Here is a 17908-nt window from a genome sequence, read left to right as displayed (position 1 = left end):
CGGAGAGACAGAGACCGCCCGGACGGCGTGTTATCGCCCGGACGGCGCGGCGGCCTGTGCGAACACCCGCTCGTTCCGGACGAACGAGTCCACGACGCCCGACTTGTACACCTGCTCGTAGGAGAGACAGGTGTCGGCGAGGTCGTCGACGTAGCCGTTGCGCTGTCGCCAGCGTTCTCTCACCTCGTCGCTCACCGTGAAGTCGTTGTCCTCGTAGAAGCTCGACTCGGCGCCCATGTGTCGCATGACGAAGTAGAGACTCGACGTCGGGAAGGCGAGCATCCCGCGCTGGTAACCCTCCTCGGTGACGAGTTCGGAGTCGAACAGCTCGAAGCCGTTCGCGTCGTAGTAGTCGATGTAGTCGCGGACGCGGTCGCTTATCGGGATGGACTGCATCGCCTCCCAGAACTCGGTGTCTCCGTCGGCGAAGCGGTAGTGGATGCTGATGAAGTCGTAGACCGAGTTCCAGCTGCCGCGGACGTACCGGTTGTACGACTCCCGGAACCCGTCGTCGACGATCCGGCCCCTGGCGGCGAGCCGTCGCGACAGTCGCAACGCGGTGTTGAGGTGGGTGGTCAGCGACGTCGCCTGGAGCGGTTCGATGAACCCCTGTGCGTTGCCGGTCGCGACGCAGTTGCCCACCCACGGCTCCTCGTAGAAGCCCGAGTCGAACCGGTAGTAATCGACCTCGCCCAGGTCCTCCTCGCGGTGAGCCCTGAACTCCGCGAGCGCGTCCTCGTCGGAGACGTGGTCGGAACTGAACACGTAGCCGAGGCTCCGGCTGTCGTAGGTGTCGATCTGCCAGAACCAGCCGTGCTCGCCCGTCTCCAGGACGGTTGCGGGAACGATCTCAGAGAGGGGACGGTCGACGGCGGCCCGGACGGCGGTGTCGAGTGGCACGTCGAAACTGCGGTAGGAGGCGTCGAGTTCGTCCATCAGGAGGCGCTTGAACCCCGTCGAATCGACGTAGAGGTCGGCCTCGTAGGTCGCACCCGAGGCGCCGTGGACGGTCGCGATGCGCGTCCCGTCGGCGTTCGTCTCGACGTCCGTGATCCGGTCGTCGACGAGCGGGACGTCCCGTTCCCCACAGAGCGTCCGGAGAAACTCGTTGAAGCGACCGACGCTCAGGTGGTACGCCATGTTCGGGTACATGGCGTAGGTGTCCTGGCTGGGCGCGTAGACCAGCGGCGTCTTCCCGCGTTCGGCGATGCCCTCGGCGGGCGTCGACATGTCCCCGGTCTCGTAGTAGTGATACAGCGACTCGACGGAGTTCGGGTCGTCCACGTCCGGTTTGACCGACCGGATGTCGAAGGCGTAGTGGAACGGCTCGTAGCCACACCAGTCCCGGAAGTACGACGAGGCCTTCCAGACGGGCTTGACCTCGCGGAGGAACCGCCCCTCGCCGATCCCGAGCACGTCGTGCAACAGCGGGATGATCGACTGGAACGTCCCCTGGCCGACCTCCGTCGGTGGTTCGCCGAAGTCGTCGACGACGGCGATGTCCACGTCCGGGTTCACCTTGCGGAGAGTGAGCGCGGCGAGGAGTCCAGCGTCTCCACCACCGACGACGGTAATGCTCGAAACTTCAGCCCCCATTTCGCTCAGCTTGGGGAGATTGGGATAAGTATCTGTCTCCGACCTGGCCGGACGCGACGCCGCAGGTGGCGGAGGGAAGCGTGTTCCGAGGAGCGCTGGCGTACTCGGAATCGCTGGCCGTACAGTGACACAGTGTCGTCAAGGCGAAGTGGCCGAGGTCGTTAATTTCGACGATTCGAAGCAGAAACGGCTGACGAAGTCTATTAATGTAAAACAAGCATTTTAGTTATGTGGTACCGTAGTACATGCCAATGGCTGAACTCGAGTCCCACCACGACCCGCGCCAGCACCTCTCCATACTCCGTCATCACGTCCTCGGACCCGTGTTGACGGCAGAAACACTCGCAGAGCGCGTGCGCACTGAGGTCGCCAGCGAACGGGATGCGTTCGACGCGTTCGCCGACCGCGTCGCTACCATCACAGCCGACTCACCCAGACCACCTGCGCTCATGGCTGGAAGTGTGGATACAAGCGGCACGTCGTCCGCGACGGCCGCACTCCAGGAAGCGTACGAAGCGACGGTGATGGCGGTACAGCACTACGACGAGATCTACGACGAATCTGTCGAGGAAAACGCGAGTGCGGAGTTCGGGCCGGACCTGGCGAGTCTCCTCTCGTCGGAGACGTCGACGACGTTCACGCAGTCTCACAGGGAATTGCTCGTCGGCGCGGCGGAACAGCGGGCGCGTGACCGCGGGGAGTTCTGTGACAGACTCGATTCGGAACTGCACTCGCTCCGTTCGAGACGCCACGACGTCACGACCATCCTCGACAACTTCGACACGAGTATCGTCCCAGCCTGGTACCGCGAGGAGTTCGAGGAGGAGGTCAGACAGGTGCTTCGCACTCGCCAGTCGACGCTCGGGTCACAATCGTCCGTCTCGTACATCGACGAGCACAGCCTGTGTGCGTATCTGTACGCCGAGGAGTCGTGGACGTATCCGGTCCTCACCGCAGTCGCGCGATTGCTCGACTCGATATCAGTACCGGATTGAACGGTGGAAAAGTCAGCCGTGTTAGGTGATGGCCGCGACGGCTGGACTTGTGGGGTGGGGTGGGTTGGGTGGAGTGCCGGATGAACCACAAATGAACTCCGGCACCAGTTCTAGACATTGACAGCGTAAAAGCTGCACGCCGATTTGATTAGGTTTGTAAAACTGCTGTCTCGAAGCGGAACCAGCTGCAAGTGGGGGTGCGCCCAAATCCACCCTGTGCCAGCCGGGCCGCTGGTGGCGACCAGGTTGCACCAGTGGGTCCGAGTGACAGCCGAGCAATCGGTCGTCCAGCCGTCGATCGCCACCGAAATCAGCCAGGTGAGTCGGGCGATCGCGACGGCAACGGGCGAGAATTCACGAAAAGGACCCGGCTCGAAGCCCAAGCAAGTGCCAGGGGATGAGCGTTCGATGGCCGGGTCTCCCATGCCAGTACTTGTGCCAGTACTAGCCCTTGAAAAGGGAGCGCCGAGGAATATAGCTCCTCCGACCGACGCATTGCAGGGGCCACTGGGGGGATTCGAGTGGCGATATCTGGCCACGTCTGGACGACGACGACGGTGCGAGAAACGGATGCCAGCCGCGTGGTGGGTGCCGACAGACTGCGGCTGGACTGAACTGGCTGTGGGGTGGGGTGGGTATGTCGTACCGGTACTGTGTCACCGGCATAAATATGTTAGAATTGAATGTATAAATAGCAACATACAATGTGATTAGGCCAGAATAATCGAAGGATGGTAATCAACCAGGACAGCTAGCGCCGCTCGAAAGCGTCCAACACTGGGTGCTGGTACTGAGACAGCAGTAGCCAGGGGGAACGGTGCGCTGGCAACGAGTCGACTCCATCAATTTTTGTACCGCTCGTAGTTGCAGATCGGACACCCCAGCTGCCACGGGTTGCTGTCCTCCTGGTGAACAACGACTTCCGGGAGGTCGTGGTCACCGCAGACGTCGTCGGTGACTTCGATCTCACCCTCACGGGGAAGCGGGAGCGAATACTCACAGTCCGGATACCGGGTGCACCCCACCAGCCGAGAGCCGCTGTGGACCCGCTTGATCGCCAGTTCGCCACCCTCGCGGGCGTGACACTCCGGGCAGTCACCGATGACGCGGTCGTCCGTGTCGGCGGCGTCCCGTTGCTGGCATCGCGGACAGCCGAAGACGAACGTCTTCGACCCGGCGATCATCTTCACGTGGTGCAACCCGTGGTCGTCGCACAGCTCGTCGAGGATGTGTGGCCGGCCTTTGTTCGGGAGCGGGAGGGTGAACTCGCAGTCCGGATAGCCGTTGCAACCGACGAATCGCGACCCGCTGTTGGCTTGCCGCGGCAGTAACGGTTCCCCGCACTCCGGACAGTCGCCGACGCTGTCGCTCTCGTCTATCTCCGCACGGAGCAGCTCGCCGATCTCGTCTCTCGCGCGCTGGAGGTCGTCGAACACGTCTTCCAGCATCTCGCGCGAACTTCCCGTCACGTCGTCCAGCGTCGTTCCCCCGTCGGCGATCGCCGTCATGTCGGCCTCGAGCTGTGCCGTCATCTCGGCCGAGGCGACGTGGGCGCCGTACTCCTCGGTCGCAGACACGACTTTCCGGGCGAGATCGGTCGGTTCTGGTGGGTTGCCCGTGACGTAGTCCCGGTCGTAGAGCTTCTCGATCGTGTTGTGTCGCGTGCTCTTCGTGCCGAGGCCGAGCGACTCCATCTTCTCGACGAGTTTCGACTGGCCGTACCGGTTCGGCGGCCGCGTCTGTTTCTCGTCGAGTCGACTCTCGACGATCTGCAGCGCGTCCCCCTCGGCGACCGCCGGAATGGTCGTCTCCTCGGTGTCGTAGTAGGGATAGACGGCGTGGTACCCGGGGTCGACGAGACGGCTCCCGTTCGCCTTCAGCGAGTGGCCCTCGACGTCGACGTCGACGCGGAGCTTCCGCCACGTCGCTGCGTCGGCGAGCGTCGCGAAAAATCGCCGGACGATCAACTCGTATATCTCCCACTCCCTGCCTTTCAGGGCCTTCTTCTTCGGCACGTCTTCCGTCGGGTGTATCGGCGGGTGGTCCGTCGTCTCGGTCTCCCCCGCAGTGGGTGAGATGGACTCCTGGTCGAGCAGGGCCTCGGCGTCGGCCTCGAACGGCGACGCTTCCGACAGGGTCTCCAACAGTTCTCGCGGGTCCAGATCGTCCGGATACACCGTGTTGTCGGTGCGCGGGTACGTGACGTAGCCGTCGTCGTAGAGGTCTTCGGCGACGTTCATCGCCGGTTTGGCGTCGTAGCCGATCGCGTTCGCGGCCTTGATGAACTCCGTCGTATTGAACGGGATGGGCGGGTTGTCGTTCCGGGTCGACTCGTCGACCGTCTCGACCGTCGCTTCCGACGCGTCGTCGACGTCGCGATACACGGCGTTCGCCGTCTCCTCGTCCCAGAGTCGCTCCGCTTCGTTCTCCTGGTCGTTCAGGAAGAAGTACTGGGCTTCGAACGAGTCGCCGTCGAGCGTCTGCCCGAGGTCGGCGTAGATCTCCCAGTAGTCGTCCGGGTCGAAGTCCTCGATCTCCCGTTCGCGGTCGACGAGCAGCTTCAGCGTCGGCGTCTGCACCCGACCGACACTGATGAACCCGTCGCCGCGCTGGTTCGACGCTAACGTCAGAAAGCGCGTGAGCGACGCCCCCCAGCGCAGGTCGATCCGTTGCCTGGCTTCGCCCGCCGCTGCGAGGTCGAAGTCGATCTCGTCCGGGTTCTCGAAGGCGTTCCTGACTTCGGGGCCGGTCAGCGACGAGAACCGCACGCGGTCGACGGGAGCGGTGTCGTTCACGGCCCGCACGAGGTCGTAGGCTTCCTTGCCGATCAGCTCTCCCTCCCGGTCGTAGTCCGTCGCGATGACGACCCGATCAGCCTCGCTCGCCAGCGTGTTCAGCGCCGAGACGATGTCCGGCTTCGACGCCCGCTTCGTTATCTCGACGTCGACGAGCGAGGCCGGCGAGACGCTCCCCCAGTCGTTGTACTCGTCCGGAAAGTCCACCTCGACGACGTGCCCGGCCAGCCCCATGCAGTACGTCCCGCCCCACTTGAACACGGTCACGCCGCTGACCGTCTCCCGCGACGCACTGTCGCCACTCAGTATGCCAGCGATCCGTTCGGCCGCGTTGTATTTCTCGGAGACGATGAGTTCCATAGACCAGTTAGTAGCACAGGTAACGGGGAGAGTCCACCTAAACGTTCGTTCTCCCGGGCACGACCAGCCGTCGACACAGCAAACGGGACTGCGAACCGATTCGAGTTCGGAGAACGAGACGGAACGCTCCTGGCATCGCCGTCCTACTGAAGAAAAGTTATACTCGGGACTCTCGTCCATGAAATATGGACCTCGACAGGTCGCCCTGGGACCGGTTCGCCACCGATGGGGACTACAGGATCGGCAGGATGAAACTGGCAGCGGTGTCCGGTGGCGTTCTCCTCCTCCTCCTCGTCGCGTACGTGGCCGGTAGCGCCGCACTCTACGGTTCCGACGTCGCCCAACCGGAGCCGAACCTCTCCACTGACGTCGACTGCGGCAGCGAGGGCACGTGCACCTACGACCTGGCCGTCAACTCGATCGGCGACGGGGAGGGAATCGCCGTGGCGTACGAACCCGTCGGGGAGAACGCGTCAGTCACCACCGAACTCGGCGCTGGCGAGTCCGTCGAGTTCGCGTCTCGCTCGACAGTGGTCGTCTACACGCAACGCCACGACTCGGCCGAGCTTCACTCGACGTACCAGCCGATGAATAGCTCGTCAGCGGACTCCACTAAGAACGAGCCTGCCCAGGGGTACCCGGAAATCGCGCTCACGTTCGACCATACAGGGAATGATGCGGGCGAGGGAGTCAACGTGACAATTCAGCTCAGGACGATGGGCACTACCGGTGCTGTCACCGTCACCGCACCACACCAGCAGGCGACGATTGCTATCGGAGAGATGGGGAAATTGCGGTATCTCGACAGCGGAACGTCACTTCAGATCACTGCCGACCGCGATGGAACGAAGCCCGTCGTCTACACGTACACGGTACAGTAGCACGGCTTCGAGGGACGCCACGGCTGTGGCCGGGTGGTGATAGAGGTATCTCGTGGCGTTCAGGCCGAGTCCTCTTCGTCGTCTCCCGACGGCGGTCGCTGTGACAGGCTGTCGAACCGGCTCTGGGCCTGGTCCGACCGCTCGTCGGTCTCCGCTTCCGTGTACGTCACCTCGACCAGTTCGTCGTCTTCGAGTTCGACCGCCAGCACCGCGTCGACGTGGCGACCGTCCGCCGGCAACGCCGCCTCGTCGACGACGACTTCACCGACCGTGTCCCCGTCTGCTTCCAGCAACAGCACTGCCAGGTCCTCCTCGAATCGGTCCACGACCGCCGTGTAGGTTCCGTCAGATGGCATCAGTATTCCTCCTCCAGGACGGTCTCGCCGTCTCCGTCCCGGACGACGACCGTGTCGCCGCCGTTGTTCCAGACCGGCGCGTCGGCGCCCCAGTACAGGTCGGTGTCGCTGTCGGTGCCACTCCCCGTGCGGAGCGTCACCTGTGCGCCCGGGTCGAGTGTGACGCCCTCGGGGAACGTATACGTGTGGTCCGCCTCGTCGCTGACCGTCCAGCCGGACAGGTCGAGCGCGGCGTCGCCCGTGTTCTCGAAGACGACGTACTCGTCGTCGAGGTTGTCGTACTCGTCACCGGCCGCGTCCGCGTGGACGGTGGCCACCGAGAGCGCTCCCGCGCCGCTATCGTCTGACACCGACGAATCGGTCGGCGTTGCAGCCTCAGTCGCCGACTCAGTCGTCGGCGCCGTGCCACCGTCCGCGGCGACGGGCGACGTCGTCCCGCCGCTCACGTCGAGGACGGTCCGCACCTGCAGGTCGTCGGTCGCCCCCGGTTCGACGGCGTCTCCCTCCCTGAGTTCGAGCGGGTCGGTCGGTGCGTCTCGCTGGGTCGCCACCGTGACCGCCGACCCGTTGCTCGTCATCCGGACGTTCCCGTGCGTCGCCGTCCAGTACGTCTCCACACCGCGCTCGGCGAAGCGCTGGAGGACCTCCTCGTGGGGGTGGCCGTACTGGGAGTCGTAACCACTCGAAATCAACGCGATCTGGGGCTGGCTCGTCTCGAGGAAGGCGTCGCTCGAACTGGACCGACTCCCGTGGTGGCCGGCCTGCAACACCGTCGCGTTCAGCGACGCCCCGTACTCGTCGAGGAGGTACTCCTCGCCGGCGTCCTCGGTATCGCCCGGCAGGAGGAAAGTCGACGCGCCGAAGCCGAGGTGGACGACGACGCTGTTCTCGTTCCGGTCACCGTCGGCGACGTACCCCTCCGGGGGCATGAGGACCGTCGTCTCGACGCCCTCGAACGGGATCGTGTCGCCCGCTCGCGTCTCGTACAGCGTCACGTCGTGTTCCTCGATGGCGTCGAGGTAGTTCCCGTAGGTCTGCGAACTCGACGCGATGCCGGGGTCGTAGACCGCGCCGACGCCCTCGCCTTCGGTCTCGAAGTGCTCGATGACCGCGGCGTGGCCGCCGATGTGGTCAGCGTCGGCGTGGGTCGTCACGAGGTAGTCGATCCGCTCGATACCGCGCTCGTCCAGGTACGAGAGCACCTGTTCTCCGTTGTCCGACCAGTCGCCGGAGTCGATCAGCATCGTCTCGTTCGACGGCCCGACGACCAGCGTGCTCGCTCCCTGCCCGACGTTGATGTAGTGCACTTCGAGCGTGCCGTTCGCGGCCGCGCTGGTGGCGACTGACGGTGTGGGAGATTCGGCCGTCTCGGCGGCGGCCCGGTCCGGCCCGGTGACGGCGTCGAAACCGGCACCGCCACAGCCGGCGAGGGCGACGAGAATTACGACTGTAAGAACCCGTATCACGGGCAGACGCGTCATTAATCCACAGACGCAGCGAGGGCGAATACGTGTGGTGGCGAGTATTGTGATCTTCCGTCGTAAAATTTAGAGTTGAATATCAGGATGATTGTAATCATCCCGGCGGGTTCGAATGCAACGTCCTGGGGCTCGGTTTTCGATATCGGTGTACCGAGTCTCGGGGTTCGTTCACTCCCTGACGGACGGATCCGGTAGCAGATTTCGACAGCCCGACGCCTACTGTCCGAACCACGCGACGATATTCCGGCGCCGGGCGAGAAGCGTTCCGAGGTGATCGGTTTCGGACGGACACAGCGTGCCGTCTTCGTCCTGCACGAGTGATCGTACCGGTGAGAGCGGCGTGTTATCGTCCAGGGTGCCGTGCCACGCTCGAACGGGGACGGAGAGGTCACCCGTATCCAGCGAATCAGTGCCGAACGCCCGCAGCTCGCGACGAACGGCGCTCCCGCCCTGTCGAAGCGCCTCCTGGAAGTCGGCCCCGACGGCCCGCGCGACCGGGCCGGAGACCGACCGGTCAGTGTACTGCCGGACGACAAGGTCCGGACCGAACGCACGCGCGACCAACCCACTGAACCGGAAGAAGAGTTCCAGTGCGAGGGGGGCGCGCGCGAGCGTGCTCAGCCCGTCTCTCGCAGGTGGCACGACGGTACTGAGCAGTCCGAGCCGGGTGGCCCGGTCACTCGTCGCTGCCGCGACCGCGAAAGGGCCACCACCGGAGAATCCGAGCATGCCGGCGCGCGCTATGGATTCAGCTCGCAGCAGTTCGTCCAGGTCGGCCTGCCAGTCCGTCCAGGTCCATCCGGAGGGCGGAGCGCCGGAACGGCCGTATCCCGGCCGATCGGGAACGACGAGCGTGACACCCGCCTTCGTCGCGACGTCTGAGAGCAACGGTGCGAACAGTCGGGAGCCAGGGGTGCCGTGATGGACGACGACCGGGAATCCAGACGGGTCACCGGCGATGGCGTAGGCGAGTGTCCGCCCATCCGAAAGTGAACACGTACGCGTGATACTGTCGTGGCCCACACGGGTCATGGGTGAGTGAATCGTGAGTCCAGTCCGCTCGATCTAGTCATTCTCGAGCACGAGCCGTGCCGAGGAGGTCGATTCTACCTCGGACCGCTGGATGGGGGTGCGCTCGTCGCGGGTGAGACACACTTCGACGCGCTCACCGGTGAGCGCGTAGACGTCCATCTCGGCCCCCTTCGAGGAATACCAGGTGCCGACGGCTGTGACGAGGCCCGCGTCGAGGAGATTGTCGAGGTGGTACGAAACGGTCTGGACCGAGATGTCGCTCTGCTTCGCGATTTCCGACGCGGGTGCCGGGCCGCGTTCGAGCAAACGCATGATGGACCGGGCAGTGGTCGAGCCGAGTGCATCGAGGACGGTTTCGGAGCGCTCGCTACGGAAGTCGACCACCAATCGTTGGCGAGGCGCGTGGTCGATGGAGGGCCGGTGGGGGAGCAGGCGAGACATGATTTATTCCGTCGAAATGGGGGTCACGGGGAACGCGTTGAACCAAACTATTCACTTTGTTCGGTTCATTCCGAACAAACATACCAAACTGTTTAATACTTCCGGTCGGTCCTTCGAAGCGTGACGGTTCTACGAGCGACCCCCGGCCCAGAACGGGACCATCACCCATGAACGAGGATGACCCAGAAGCCGTCCGAGAGGACGTCATCGAGTCGATGGAGCGGTCTGCCGAGGTCTACGGGTTGAGCCGAAGCGCCGGCCGCGTCTACGGCGTCCTGTATTTCTCGACGGGCCCACTCTCGATCCCGGAGCTCGTCGAGGAGACGGGCTACGCGAAGTCGACGATCAGTAACGTCACACGCAAGCTCACCCGTATCGGGCTGGTCCAACGGCGGTCATCCAGCGGCGGCGGTCGGCGGGTGCGATTCGCACCGGAGACGGACCTCTGGTTCGTGGTCCAGGACGTCTTCCAGCAGTATCTCGCCCGGGAGATGACGAGCGCACAGCGGTCGCTCGACCGGGCACTCGACCGCCTCGAAAGCGAGGATAGTCAGGAAGGGACCGCTGACCGTGACCGGATCGAAGACCTCCAGGAGACGTACGGTGACCTCCAGCGACTACTCGAGCTAGCGACGGAGCATTCGACGACCGAACTCATCGAGGCCATCGAGCAGTACGACGGGTGAGTAGCTCGGCTGGTCGTGGGGCAGTCCGTGGACGGAGACGCGTCTGTCCGGCGTGGTGGGTCGGACAACTCACCAGGAAATCGTGTACGTACAGGTGTCGCTTCCGTCTCGCCGACACGCGTCGCCACGCTCTTCGACGAACACGAACGCTTCGACGGGCGCGTGACGGCGGGCGACTGCCCGGATCAACCCGCGATCGAACGGACAGGGATAGGGCGTGGTACAGACGACGCGACCGGTTCGGTCGTCGAGTTGCTCGAATCGGTAGCTGCCGATATCACCACCGCGATGATTTCGCTGGTAGGCGTCGTCGATGGACTGAAGCGCGTCCGCCATGCTCCCAATGTCCGTCGGCCAGTCGGCGACGGCCGGTATCTGTTCACCGAGGCGGTCGAGGAGGTGCGGTTCGAGGTCCGCTGCGATGTCTTCGAACGTGTTCAGCCAGGCCTGCTGGGGGTACCACTCGTCAGGGGCGGGATCGTCGATGCCGTGACTGAGGAGGGCTTCACGGGCGCGAGCCCGGTAATCCTCGGAGAAACGAGCGAGAGCGTCGTCCACGACGTGAAGAATCGTGCGTCCGTGAACCTCGACGCCCTGGTCGAACGCCTCGTACTGGACCATTAGTGGTACAAACTAACGCGCCAACATATATGTGGTGAACTAGAGCCGAACGCGAGGCGTCACCGCTCGTTCACCTGGGATGTATTCCTCCGTCCCGGTGTCCCACTCGATGCGGCGGGTTTTGGTGACTCTCCCACCTGCTTCTGCAGCATGGATCGTCGGTGGCCTGATAGAAACATCGGACAGAGTAACGCGGCCAGCTCGACCGGGTCGTCAGGTGGCTTAAAGACGGTTCGAAGTCATCGGCGGTCATATTTCTCACCGGAAGATGTATCGGGTATGTTCACAGATTGGTCTGCCGCTCGAACGGCGGTGAGCGAGGCTGGCGTGGTGACGATGGTGGTACTCAGGCAACTACTCGGTGCGACGCGCTCGGCGACTCGGACGGTGTGGCGTCTCCTCACGTGGCTCGTTCACGGGCTTCGGTCGCTAGCCACTGTCGCCTTCAGCAGAGTAGCTGCTGTCCGCTCGGTGGCTGGCGAACGAGACGTGGTGGGCGCAGTGCGTGTCGGTCTTCTGGGAAAGCGTTCCGACGTCTCGGTGGTCCTCACGCTCCTGTCGCCGGGACTGGCGCTCCTCGCGGCCTGGTGGGTCGAATCGACGGTCGGCTACGAGACGTTGCCGACGTGGGTTCGCGGAACGTGGTTCGGAACTGACCCCTCCCCGATGATTTTCCTCGCAGTCGGCGGCCTGCTCGCCCTCGGTGTGATCAGCGCGGGTGTCAATTCGGGTCTCCTCCCGACAGGTCTCCTGGTGAGTGCACCGATCTTTGGTGCGAGTGTCACGCGATACGGGACCACCGTCACCTACACGTGGGGAAGCCAGGTCGTCTCACTCCCCAACGCGGTGGGGATGGCGATCATTTTCGCGCTGGGATTCGGCGTTCCGATCACCATCTCCGGCTTCGTACTGGGGCGAGCCCTCAGACGCGTGGTACGCGTACTCGGCGGCGGTACTGGCCCGTCCGCACCGGACGACACCGCCTGATCAGGGCTACCAGACCTCCTCGTGAACGAGCAGGACTGTCTCCCTGACTACAGATGAGTCGCCCACCCTGTTCCAGCCGTCGACCGTCCTGGGTAATTCGTGCGGTTTAGCGCTGGCCTGGAGGCGGCTTCACCCACCGTGATGACTTCGACGAGAATCAGAGCGTCCAGCACGCTTATTCAGGTCCTGGGGGTCGTATGACCTATGTCATCGGACGTTCCGTTCGTCGATCCGGGAACTGCGACGCTCGATTTCGACCAGATTATGGTCGAATCGATCCTGCTCGCTAAACTCATCGGGCTGTTCGTCGCGATCGCACTCGTCCCTCTCACAGTGGTGTTCTTCTTCGGCGGCCGGTCCGGGCTCGGCCTCTTGTTCACGCTCCTGGCGCAATTTATCCTCGCAATCGGGTCGGGCGTCGTCCTCATCTACGTGGTCGCACGTGGCATTTCACTTGCAGGCGACGGAGATTGACATCCGTCCCGAAAAGTGACCGCCGAGCCAGCCAGACCCCGACTCCGATCAGTAGCCGGCATTGTCCTCTCTATCGCACTCGAACGGCGAGAGCGGCCGTCCTCCTGAACGGACTGAAGGATGGCTCGGGAGAGCGGAGCTATTCCGGCGGATTTGAACCGACTGAACTTCGCTCACTCCGTTCGCTCGTTCCGTGCTTCGAACCCCCAAGACCATTCGCTCGTCGCGTTCGGTCCTCGCAAGATGGGTCCGTCAGAAGTGGGTCCGGGCGGATTTGAACCGAAACCAGACGTGCTCGCTTCGCTGTGCGCGACTGGTAGGGTTCAAATCCTTTTGGACCCATTCGCTCGTCGCGTTCGCTCCTCGCAGAATGGGTCCGGGCGGATTTGAACCGCCGACCTCTTCCTTGTAAGGGAAGCGTCATAACCACTAGACCACAGACCCGACACCTCGAAACAATCCACCTGAAGGAATAACGCTTTCTCTCTGCGACGGAACGCTTACCTGACCCCTGCCCGACAGCTATCCCATGCCGCGCCGTTCGACACTGGCGGTCGCAGCCCTCCTCGGCGTGCTGGTGGTGGCACTGCTGGCGGTCCAGACGGGCGCGTGGGTGGACGTCGTCGGGACTGGCGAGTACGAGCGGACGAACGTCACGGCCGTCGACGCCAACGGCACCGAACTCGCGACGGTGGACGTTCGCATCGCCGACTCGTACACGAAGCGCTACGTCGGGTTGAGTAACACCGAATCCCTCGGGCCCGACGAGGGGATGCTGTTCGTCCACGACGGCGAGGACGAACGGGCCTTCGTGATGCGGGAGATGGCCTTCCCGCTCGACATCGTCTTCGTCGGCGCGAACGGGACGGTCACGAAGGTCCACCACGCACCGCTGCCGGCCAACGGCACGGGCGAGAGCGACCTCCAGCGCTATCGCGGGACCGGACAGTACGTCCTCGAAGTGAACCGCGGCTGGACCAACCAGACCGGCCTCGACGAGGGCGACCGGCTCCGGATCCCGGGCGAGACGAACGGGACTGTCGAGGTGAACGAGACAGGTGCGATAAGCGAACCGCGAGACCCGATGGCGACCTGCACGGCAAACGGGACGGCGGCCGCCGCGATGGCACCGGACGAGCGCCCCGTCGTGTCAGCACTCGACGCGAACGGGACCCGGCTCGGGTCGGTGCGAGCCGCGGTCGCGGCCAATGGAAGCGAGCGCTTCACCGGACTGAGCGAGACGGAGTCCCTCGGCGACGACGAGGGGATGCTGTTCGTCTACGACGACGTCGGGACGCGCACCTTCGTGATGCGGGACATGGACTTCCCGCTCGACATCGTCTTCGCCGACGCGAACGGCGCCGTCACGGCCATCCACCACGCGCCGGTGCCCCCCGAGGGGACGAACGAGAGCGAACTGACGGGGTACGAGGGGACCGGGCAGTACGTCCTCGAAGTGAACCGCGGCTGGACGAACGAGACCAGTCTCGACGTCGGCGACCGCATCTGCTTCCCCTGAATCAGTGACGCAGTGTCGAGAGTATTTTGAACGACCAGCCCCTGCCTCTCGGTAATGGATATCGACGCGACAGACGACGACGTGTTCGACGACGTCCGCGAGCGCGTCGATCATCCGATGCGTCGCCTCTTCGAGGAGTACGGTAGCGACAACTGGGTGGCCTTCGCCGTCGGCTTCCTCGGCAGCGTCGCCGCACGCCTCCTCGACCTGCTCCCGCCGGTGTTGCTCGGCATCGCCATCGACGCGACGTTCGAGGAGAACCGGCAGTTCTCGCTCGGTCCACTTCCCCTCTACGAGTACGCGTCCGAGCCCGAGAGCCAGGTGATCCTCGCGACGGCCATCATCGCCGGCGCGTTCCTCCTGGGGGCGGGGTTCCACTGGATCCGCAACTGGGGGTGGAACAGCTTCGCCCAGCACATCCAGCACGCCGTCCGGACCGACACCTACGACCAGATGCAACGGCTCAACATGGACTTCTACGCCGACAAGCAGACCGGTGAGATGATGTCGGTACTCTCGAACGACGTCAACCGGCTGGAGCGGTTCCTCAACGACGGGATGAACTCGGCGTTCCGGCTGGCGGTGATGGTGCTCGGTATCTCCGCCATCCTGTTCTGGTACAACTGGCAACTCGCCCTCGTCACCCTGGTCGTCGTCCCCGCCATCGCCTTCTTCACCTACCGGTTCATCAAGACCATCCAGCCCAAGTACGCCGAGGTCCGCTCCTCCGTGGGTCAGCTCAACTCTCGACTCGAAAACAACCTCGGCGGCGTTCAGGTGATCAAGACGTACAACACCGAGGGCTACGAGTCCGACCGCGTCGAGGACGTCTCGCAGGACTACTTCGACGCGAACTGGGGCGCCATCGAGACCAGGATCCGCTTTTTCCCGGGGCTGCGCGTCCTCGCTGGATTCGGGTTCGTGGTCACGTTCCTCGTCGGCGGGCTCTGGGCACTACCCAACGGCGGCGGCGCACCCCTGTTCTTCACGGGCACGCTCTCGACCGGTGAGTTCGTCGTCTTCATCCTCCTCTCCCAGCGGTTCATCTGGCCGATGGCCCAGTTCGGGCAGATAATCAACATGTACCAGCGGGCCTACGCCTCCGCCGAGCGCGTCTTCGGCCTGATGGACGTCCCCGGCGAGATCGAGGAACGACCCGACGCCCCCGACCTCGTCGTCGAGGACGGCGAAGTGGCCTTCGAGAACGTGAGCTTCGGGTACGGGGCGGGCGAGACCGCGGACGACGAGACCATCCTCGACGACGTCAGCTTCACCGTCGACGGGGGGAACACCCTCGCGCTCGTCGGGCCGACCGGCGCGGGCAAGTCCACCGTCATGAAGCTCCTGATGCGGATGTACGACGTCGACGAGGGCGCGGTCCGCATCGACGACCAGGACCTCCGGGACGTCACCCTCCCGAGCCTGCGTCAGGCCGTCGGCTACGTCAGCCAGGAGACGTTCCTCTTCTACGGGACGGTCAAGGAGAACATCACCTACGGCACCTTCGGCGCCACCGACGAGGAGATCGTCGAGGCCGCGAAGGCCGCCGAGGCACACGCGTTCATCCGGAACCTCCCTGACGGCTACGACACAAAGGTCGGCGAACGCGGCGTCAAGCTCTCGGGCGGCCAGCGCCAGCGCATCGCCATCGCCCGCGCGGTCCTCAAGGACCCCGAGATCCTGGTACTGGACGAGGCGACGAGCGACGTCGACACGGAGACGGAGATGCTCATCCAGCGCTCGCTGGACAAACTCACCGCCGACCGGACGACCTTCGCCATCGCCCACCGGCTCTCGACGATCAAGGACGCCGACCAGATCGTCGTCCTCGAGGACGGCCAGGTCGTCGAGAGCGGGAGCCACGGGGAACTGCTGGAGGAGGGCGGCCTCTACGCCAACCTCTGGGCCGTCCAGGCCGGCGAGATCGACGAACTGCCCGAGGAGTTCGTCCAGCGGGCCACCGAGCGACGGGCCCAGACCGACGCCGCCGACGACGACGACTGATCGGACGCTGATCTCGGCCTGGTCAGGGCGTCTCGACGCCGCGGATCTCGAATCGAGCCCCGCCGTCCTCGCTGTCTGTCACCGTGATTTCCCAGTCGTGGGCGTCGACGATTTCGGCGACGATGGCCAGACCGAACCCCGTCCCGTCGTCGTCGGTCGTGTAGCCGAACTCGAATATGCCCTCGCGGTCGGCCTCCGGGATCCCGTTCCCGTCGTCGGCCACGAAGAAGCCGGCGCCGTCGTCGAGCCCGCCGACCCGGATCGTCGCGCTGGCGCCGTGTTCGATCGCGTTGCGAAAGAGGTTCTCGTACAGCTGCTGGAGGCGGTCCGGGTCGGCCAGGAAGTCGCGGTCGCTCTCGACGACGAGGGTCGTCCCCTCGGACTGGACCATCTGCCAGGCCCGGGTGGCGACCGCTTCGATAGCGACGGGCGAGGGGTCGTCGACGTGCTGGCCCTGCCGGGCGAGCGAGAGCAGGTCGTCTATCAGCCCCTCCATCCGTGCGAGCGCGTCGTCGACGGCCACGAGGTGCTCGTCGTCCTCGCCGTCTTCGCGCAAGATCTGGACCCGCCCGCTCGCGACCGACAGCGGGTTCCGGAGGTCGTGGGAGACGACGCTCGCGAACTGTTCGAGGCGCTCGTTCTGGCGTTCGAGTTCCCGGCGGTAGCGTTCGCGGTGGGTGACGTCGGCGAACACCAAGAGTCGCCCGATCGCGGCTCTGTCGGCCGAGAACGGGTTCGTCGACACGTGATAGTACCGCGTACCACCGGGGCGGTCGAACGAGAGGATCGGTTCGTCGTCGTCGAGGACGTTGGCGATCGTCGGCAGGCGGTCCGCGAGCGGCTCGCCGAGCCCGTTTTCGAGGGCTGGAAACAGGTCCAGTGCCCGGCCGTTGTAGTCCCGGATACGGTCGTCGTCGTCGAGGACGACGACCGGGTCGTCCCGTCCAGCGGCGAGCTGGATCGACTGGAACCGGTCGAGGTAGAGGAAGGAGACGCCCAGTGCGAACGCCGCGACGCCGATCGGTTCGTACGGGATGGCGACGAGCCTCGTGCTCACCATCGAGGCGATGTCGAACAGTACGGGCAGGCCGGTGAGCGTGACGAGCACGGCCAGCGGCGTCGCGTCCGAGTCGACCTGCACGAACAGCTCGAACAGCATGAAGTAGCCGATGGCCGCGAGCGTGTACGCGAGCCCCATCGTGACCCAGTGAAGCACCGTACTCTGGATCGCCAGGTGGGGGAACGGGTCGGTGACGTACGCGGCCGTGAAGTACAGCTGGTGGACCGGGTTGGTCATCTTCACCGCGACGACCGAGACGAAGACCACGAGAGCGATGGCGTGTATCGTCCGATTCCGGTGGAGCGAGCGACCCGTATAGGCCGAGCAGAAGTAGAGCCACGGCCCGACGGTCGAGAATCCGACGATCAGCCCCGCGAGATAGAAGGAGAGTTTGAGTTCGAAGTTGCCGGCGGCGAGGAAGCCCACCTGTGCCAGGGCCCACGCGCCGCTGGTGACGAGGAGGCCGACGAGTCCGAGGCGCGTGTCCCGGTCGGTGATCTGGCGCACCCTGACGAGACTGCCGAAACAGGCCAGGGCGGCCCCACCGAAGGCCAGCACGTAGGCGGCGTAGAGGAGACCGTCCGTAGAGAGCTGGAGCGGGGTCACGTCGAGACGGCCTC

At 64.6% G+C, this 17908-nt stretch carries 15 protein-coding genes, 1 tRNA gene and 1 pseudogene; 8 read left to right on the top strand and 9 right to left on the bottom strand.

The genetic code is table 11. The features are described from left to right. Positions 1 to 30 precede the first annotated feature (30 nt). A complete protein-coding gene (locus AC5FRV_RS09300; RefSeq protein ID WP_493560797.1) occupies positions 31 to 1596 on the bottom strand; it encodes a tryptophan 7-halogenase in 1566 nt (521 codons plus the stop codon). A 251-nt stretch (positions 1597 to 1847) separates the two neighbouring features. Here AC5FRV_RS09300 and AC5FRV_RS09295 point away from each other — a divergent pair, with 251 nt between their 5' ends. Continuing rightward, entirely contained in the window at positions 1848 to 2591 is a 744-nt protein-coding gene (locus tag AC5FRV_RS09295) for a DUF7260 family protein (protein ID WP_493560796.1), read from the top strand. Positions 2592 to 3433: 842 nt separating this feature from the next. Here AC5FRV_RS09295 and AC5FRV_RS09290 read toward each other — a convergent pair. Next, complete coding sequence (locus AC5FRV_RS09290) at positions 3434 to 5746, bottom strand: DNA topoisomerase I (protein ID WP_493560795.1); 2313 nt, start codon at positions 5744 to 5746, stop codon at positions 3434 to 3436. Positions 5747 to 5931: 185 nt separating this feature from the next. On the opposite strand from AC5FRV_RS09290, the gene AC5FRV_RS09285 reads away from it, so the two are divergent. Continuing rightward, positions 5932 to 6627 (top strand): hypothetical protein, encoded by a 696-nt coding sequence (locus tag AC5FRV_RS09285; protein ID WP_493560794.1) that lies wholly within the window; start codon positions 5932 to 5934, stop codon positions 6625 to 6627. A gap of 59 nt (positions 6628 to 6686) precedes the next feature. Here AC5FRV_RS09285 and AC5FRV_RS09280 read toward each other — a convergent pair whose 3' ends face one another. The 4 genes from AC5FRV_RS09280 to AC5FRV_RS09265 all read right to left on the bottom strand — a co-directional run bounded on the left by AC5FRV_RS09280 (position 6687) and on the right by AC5FRV_RS09265 (position 9937). Next, on the bottom strand, positions 6687 to 6983 hold the full coding sequence (locus AC5FRV_RS09280) for a DUF3006 domain-containing protein (protein ID WP_493560793.1): 297 nt from the start codon (positions 6981 to 6983) through the stop codon (positions 6687 to 6689). Further along, positions 6983 to 8464, bottom strand: coding sequence for a lamin tail domain-containing protein (locus AC5FRV_RS09275; RefSeq protein WP_493560792.1), 1482 nt, complete (start codon positions 8462 to 8464; stop codon positions 6983 to 6985). The genes AC5FRV_RS09280 and AC5FRV_RS09275 overlap by 1 nt, the downstream gene beginning before the upstream one ends. A 216-nt stretch (positions 8465 to 8680) precedes the next feature. Continuing rightward, positions 8681 to 9496 (bottom strand): alpha/beta fold hydrolase, encoded by an 816-nt coding sequence (locus AC5FRV_RS09270; protein WP_493560791.1) that lies wholly within the window; start codon positions 9494 to 9496, stop codon positions 8681 to 8683. Between the two features lie 33 nt (positions 9497 to 9529). Beyond that, positions 9530 to 9937: an ArsR/SmtB family transcription factor gene (locus AC5FRV_RS09265; protein WP_493560790.1), complete on the bottom strand. Its 408-nt coding sequence runs from the start codon at positions 9935 to 9937 to the stop codon at positions 9530 to 9532. Positions 9938 to 10104: 167 nt separating this feature from the next. Here AC5FRV_RS09265 and AC5FRV_RS09260 point away from each other — a divergent pair, with 167 nt between their 5' ends. After that, positions 10105 to 10623 (top strand): GbsR/MarR family transcriptional regulator, encoded by a 519-nt coding sequence (locus tag AC5FRV_RS09260; RefSeq protein WP_493560789.1) that lies wholly within the window; start codon positions 10105 to 10107, stop codon positions 10621 to 10623. 69 nt (positions 10624 to 10692) lie between these two features. Here AC5FRV_RS09260 and AC5FRV_RS09255 read toward each other — a convergent pair whose 3' ends face one another. After that, positions 10693 to 11244, bottom strand: coding sequence for a hypothetical protein (locus AC5FRV_RS09255; RefSeq protein ID WP_493560788.1), 552 nt, complete (start codon positions 11242 to 11244; stop codon positions 10693 to 10695). A 150-nt stretch (positions 11245 to 11394) separates the two neighbouring features. Between AC5FRV_RS09255 and AC5FRV_RS09250 the strand changes: the two genes are divergently transcribed. Next, the gene (locus AC5FRV_RS09250; protein ID WP_493560787.1) at positions 11395 to 12231 is read left to right on the top strand and encodes a DUF8071 domain-containing protein; all 837 of its coding nucleotides are present in this window, start codon (positions 11395 to 11397) and stop codon (positions 12229 to 12231) included. 204 nt (positions 12232 to 12435) lie between these two features. After that, positions 12436 to 12705: a hypothetical protein gene (locus AC5FRV_RS09245; RefSeq protein WP_493560786.1), complete on the top strand. Its 270-nt coding sequence runs from the start codon at positions 12436 to 12438 to the stop codon at positions 12703 to 12705. Positions 12706 to 13076: 371 nt separating this feature from the next. Here AC5FRV_RS09245 and AC5FRV_RS09240 read toward each other — a convergent pair. Continuing rightward, a tRNA-Val gene (locus tag AC5FRV_RS09240) sits at positions 13077 to 13149 on the bottom strand. 85 nt (positions 13150 to 13234) lie between these two features. Between AC5FRV_RS09240 and AC5FRV_RS09235 the strand changes: the two are divergent. The 3 genes and pseudogenes from AC5FRV_RS09235 to AC5FRV_RS09225 form a co-directional block, all read left to right on the top strand. Then, positions 13235 to 13723: pseudogene (locus AC5FRV_RS09235) on the top strand (DUF192 domain-containing protein); the annotation flags it as partial. 66 nt (positions 13724 to 13789) lie between these two features. Further along, entirely contained in the window at positions 13790 to 14224 is a 435-nt protein-coding gene (locus tag AC5FRV_RS09230) for a DUF192 domain-containing protein (RefSeq protein ID WP_493560880.1), read from the top strand. Positions 14225 to 14278: 54 nt separating this feature from the next. After that, the gene (locus AC5FRV_RS09225) at positions 14279 to 16228 is read left to right on the top strand and encodes an ABC transporter ATP-binding protein (RefSeq protein ID WP_493560785.1); all 1950 of its coding nucleotides are present in this window, start codon (positions 14279 to 14281) and stop codon (positions 16226 to 16228) included. 22 nt (positions 16229 to 16250) lie between these two features. Here the strand turns inward: AC5FRV_RS09225 and AC5FRV_RS09220 are convergent, their stop codons facing one another. After that, the gene (locus tag AC5FRV_RS09220) at positions 16251 to 17894 is read right to left on the bottom strand and encodes a sensor histidine kinase (protein ID WP_493560784.1); all 1644 of its coding nucleotides are present in this window, start codon (positions 17892 to 17894) and stop codon (positions 16251 to 16253) included. Positions 17895 to 17908 lie beyond the last annotated feature (14 nt).

This window comes from Halomicrobium sp. HArcel3, from assembly GCF_058933135.1.
Note: the sequence above shows the minus strand (reverse complement) of the source record. Positions and strands in the feature narration are given on the sequence as shown.